The sequence below is a fragment of the Pseudomonas sp. CGJS7 genome, from assembly GCF_036961695.1.
The window spans coordinates 1-3,736 of the sequence record NZ_JBAMDI010000267.1 but is presented as its reverse complement, the minus strand read 5'-3'; the positions used below and the strand labels follow the sequence as shown (position 1 = coordinate 3,736).

The window sequence follows — 3,736 nt, the reverse complement described above, 5'->3', positions numbered from 1 at the left end:
CGCCGCCTCGGCGGTATCCGGCGCGCGCACCACCCGCAAGGTATCGGCCGCGTCGCCCTCGGCGAAACGCAGATCGGCCGGACCGCAATGCACGACCGAATGCCCCATCGCCAACAACAACTGGCTCAAGCCGTCGGCGCGGCGCCGGTCGGCGAAGGCCAGCGCCACCCGCAGCCCCGCGGCGTCGGCGAGCGGAGACTCGGCGCGCCCCAGCGGCAGCGTCGCCACCACCCGGGTGCCTTCATCGGGGGTGCTGTCGATCCGGATCGTGCCGCCCATCAGCCCGATCAGATCGCGACAGATCGACAGGCCCAGGCCGGTTCCGCCGAACCGCCGCGAAATGCTGTCGTCGCCTTGCTGGAACGGTTCGAACACCCGCGCGCGTTGTTCGCACGACATGCCGATACCGGTATCGCCGATCTCGATGCTCAGCCAGACCTTGTCCGGATCGGTTTCGACCACGCCCGACTCCAGGCGCAGATCCAGCCACACGCCGCCGCGCTCGGTGAACTTGACCGCGTTGCCGAGCAGGTTCAACAGCACCTGCCGCAAACGCATCGCGTCGCCGAGGTAGAAGCGTTCCACCGCCGCATCCACGCGCACATCCAGGCGCAGACCTTTCTTGCGGCAGGCCGCCGCGGCGTGCACCGCCACCGCGTCGGCCAGCACCCGCGGCTGTAGCGGCGCGCGTTCGATCCGCAGATGCCCGGATTCGATCTTGGACACGTCGAGAATGTCGTCGAGGATGCTTTGCAAGGCGCGCGCGGAATCGCGCATGTGACCGAGCAGCACGCGCTGATCGTCGTCCAGCGGCGACTGGCCGAGCAATTCCAGCATGCCGACCATGCCGCCCATCGGCGTGCGTATCTCATGGCTCATGCTGGCCAGGAAATTCGACTTGGCCCGGGTCGCCGCCTCGGCCTGCTCCTTGGCCGCCTCCAGCGCCGCGGCCTGGGCGCGGGCGTGGGTGACATCGACGAAATACCCGGTGTAGCCGGCATCGTCCTGGCCTTGGCCCGGGCGCGGGCTGCGCGGCAGCGCGTTGACCCGGATCCAGCGCTCGCCGCCGACGCCGCGCACGCGGAAATCGACATTGATCTCGCTCGCGCTGAGCGCGGCTTCCAACACCGCGGCGATGACGCCGGCGCGGTCGCCGCGATGGATGCGCGAGAACAACGCCATCGGATCGGCGGCGATGGCCTCCGCGCCGATGCCGAACAACAGCTCCGGGCGTCCGGTCAGATACGGAAAGCGCACCCGCCCGTCGCTGCCGCGCTGGGCCTTGAACACCACGCCGGGCAAGTTGCCGGCGACCTCGCGCAGCTTGCTGTCGGCCGCTTCGCGACGGCGCGACTCCTGGCGCAGGCGCAGATAGCCGGCGGCGATCGCGCCGATGATCAGCAGCGATACGGCAAGGATCGCGATCACCTTGCTCCAGGCCACGCCGTGGCCGAGCTCGACGCCGTTGCGGTGCGCGCCGGCGGCCTGGTGCGCGGCGTCGGCGCCCGCCGGGGTGGCGGTGGAGTCGTAAACCGCAATCGGCGCGGGCAGACCCGCTGCGCTTGCCGCCGGCGTCGACAACGCCGCGATCAGAACCAGCCGCGCGCCGTGCGAACGCAGCCACCTGCATCCGTAAATCCGCATGGGTTTCATCGCCCGCAGCTCAGCTGGGCAACCCTTGCGAACGCGCGTAGTCGTAGATTTCCAGATCGTTCTTGAGCCCGAGCTTGACCATCGCATCGGTCTTCTGCCGGCTGATGGTTTGCTTGCTGCGATGCAATTGCGCGGCGATCTGCGACACGCCCTGGCCGGCGGCGAACAGACGCAGCACTTCGGTTTCGCGCGGCGACAACGCCAACGGGTCGCGTTCGCCGAGCGGGCGGCCGTCGCTGTCCAGCAACGGCCGCAAGGCTTCGCCGTAGTACGAACGGCCCTGCGACACCGCGCGCACCGCCTGCGGCAATTCGGCGACCGCGGCGGCTTTGTCGAGCAATCCCTCCACCCCGGCTTCGATGATCGAACGCAGCACCGGCACGTTGCCGATCATCGTCAGCACGATCACCGGCAGTTGCGGATAGCGGCGGCGTATCTGCCCGAGCATGGCCAAACCGTCGCCGCCGCGACTGCCGGGCATGGAGAAATCGGTGATCAGCAAATCCACCTCGGTCGCCGCGAGCAGATTCAACAAGGCATCGCCGTTGTCGGCCTCGGCCACCACCTGCCAGGCTTCGCGCAGCCCGGGCGGCGATTCGAGCAGTGCGCGCACGCCCACGCGCACCACCGGATGATCATCGGAAAGAGCGATGCGCAGACTCATTCTATCGATACCCGAATCCCAACTCGCGGGGCTTGTTTCGAAACATAACTATCACAGCCCGAATGGCCGATGCTTATTCCTCAGACCAAAGTAGCGGCGCATATAAACCACAACGAACGCACCGCGTCGGTTACGTACGCGAACAACCGCCCGCTCTCGTCATGAGCGCATGGCGTTGCATCAAACGCCATGCGCCGCGAGTTTCATAATAACGTTTTGGCATGGCGCGAAAGCGCGCGAAACGGCTGAGTGCCCGGACGTTACATTCCGGGCACTTTCTTCAGCAGGTTATGTCGTTATCAGTGTGATCGGCGAATGATTCGCCACGACAATAGTACGTACTAAATACAGAAACTAACTATCAAGAACGCACCGGAACCAGGGTAATTTCAACACGCCGGTTTTGCGCGCGTCCGGCCTCGGTGTCGTTGCTGGCGATCGGACGGGTCTTGCCCGCGCCGGTGAGGATGAAGCGGTCGCGCACCAGGCCCTTGGACATCAAATAATTGCCGACGCTGGCCGCGCGTTGTTCGGACAAACGTTGATTGACCGCATCGGTGCCGATGCTGTCGGTGTGGCCGGCGACTTCGACGATGGTCTGGTTGTATTCGTTCAGGGTGCTGGCGACGTTGTCGAGCACCGAATAGAACTGCGGTTCCAGGTTGGCGCTGTTGAAGGCGAAGGTGATGTTGCTGGGCATATTGAGCGTGATGTTGTCGCCCTGTCGGATCACATCCACGCCGGTGCCGGCCATGCTCTCGCGCAGGGCGCGTTCCTGGCGATCCTGATAGTTGCCGATCGCACCGCCGGCCAGGCCGCCGACGCCTGCGCCGATCAGCGCGCGCTGGCGGCGTTCGGTGGCGTCGCTGCCGCTGAGCAAACCGGCGGCGACGCCGGCGAGCGCGCCGATCAACGCGCCCTTCTGGGTCCGGTTCATGCCGCCCTGCTGCTGCGGCGGCGGATTCTGGCCCTGCGGATACTGGTTGTTGGGATAGGGCTGCTGCTGACCGCCGTAGTAGCCGCCACCGCCGGTGGCGCAGCCGGCCAGCAACGCGGTCATGGTCGCGGCCGCTAGAGCGAGTTTGAGTTGGTTGTTCATGGGCTGTCCTCAGTCTGTGTGGCGGAGCGCACACAAGCTAATCACGCCGCCGTTGGTGGCGAGTGATGGGGACAGGGGCCTGTTCAGGTGGGGCTGGGGTTGGTCGCCGGGATGAGCGAACCTGCCTACCGTCATTCCCGCGAAGGCGCGCTCTGCTTTACTTCGGCGGAGCCGAACGTCCAGAGACTTCAGTGCCGTCCTTTCAGTCCGTCATTCCCGCGAAAGCGGGCTCCGCTTTACTTCGGCGGAGCCGAACATCCAGAGACTTCAGCGGCATCCTTCCAGTTCGTCATTCCCGCGAAGGCGGGCTCCGCTTTACT

General features: G+C 66.1%; 3 protein-coding genes. All 3 read right to left on the bottom strand.

Annotated elements, in window-relative coordinates:
- Positions 1 to 1,644 (bottom strand): sensor histidine kinase (locus V7787_RS52435; protein WP_336095401.1); only part of this gene is annotated, 1,644 nt, incomplete at its 3' end.
- Between the two features lie 19 nt (positions 1,645 to 1,663).
- On the bottom strand, positions 1,664 to 2,317 hold the full coding sequence (locus V7787_RS52430; protein WP_336095400.1) for a response regulator: 654 nt from the start codon (positions 2,315 to 2,317) through the stop codon (positions 1,664 to 1,666).
- 361 nt (positions 2,318 to 2,678) lie between these two features.
- Positions 2,679 to 3,416, bottom strand: a complete 738-nt coding sequence (locus tag V7787_RS52425; RefSeq protein ID WP_336095399.1) for an OmpA family protein — start codon at positions 3,414 to 3,416, stop codon at positions 2,679 to 2,681.
- Between the last annotated feature and the right edge of the window lie 320 nt (positions 3,417 to 3,736).

Excerpts from the sequence above, each read along its gene's own strand:
- V7787_RS52430 (WP_336095400.1), bottom strand. The coding sequence starts at position 2,317 with ATGAGTCTGCGCATCGCTCTTTCCGATGATCATCCGGTGGTGCGCGTG.
- V7787_RS52425 (WP_336095399.1), bottom strand. The coding sequence starts at position 3,416 with ATGAACAACCAACTCAAACTCGCTCTAGCGGCCGCGACCATGACCGCG.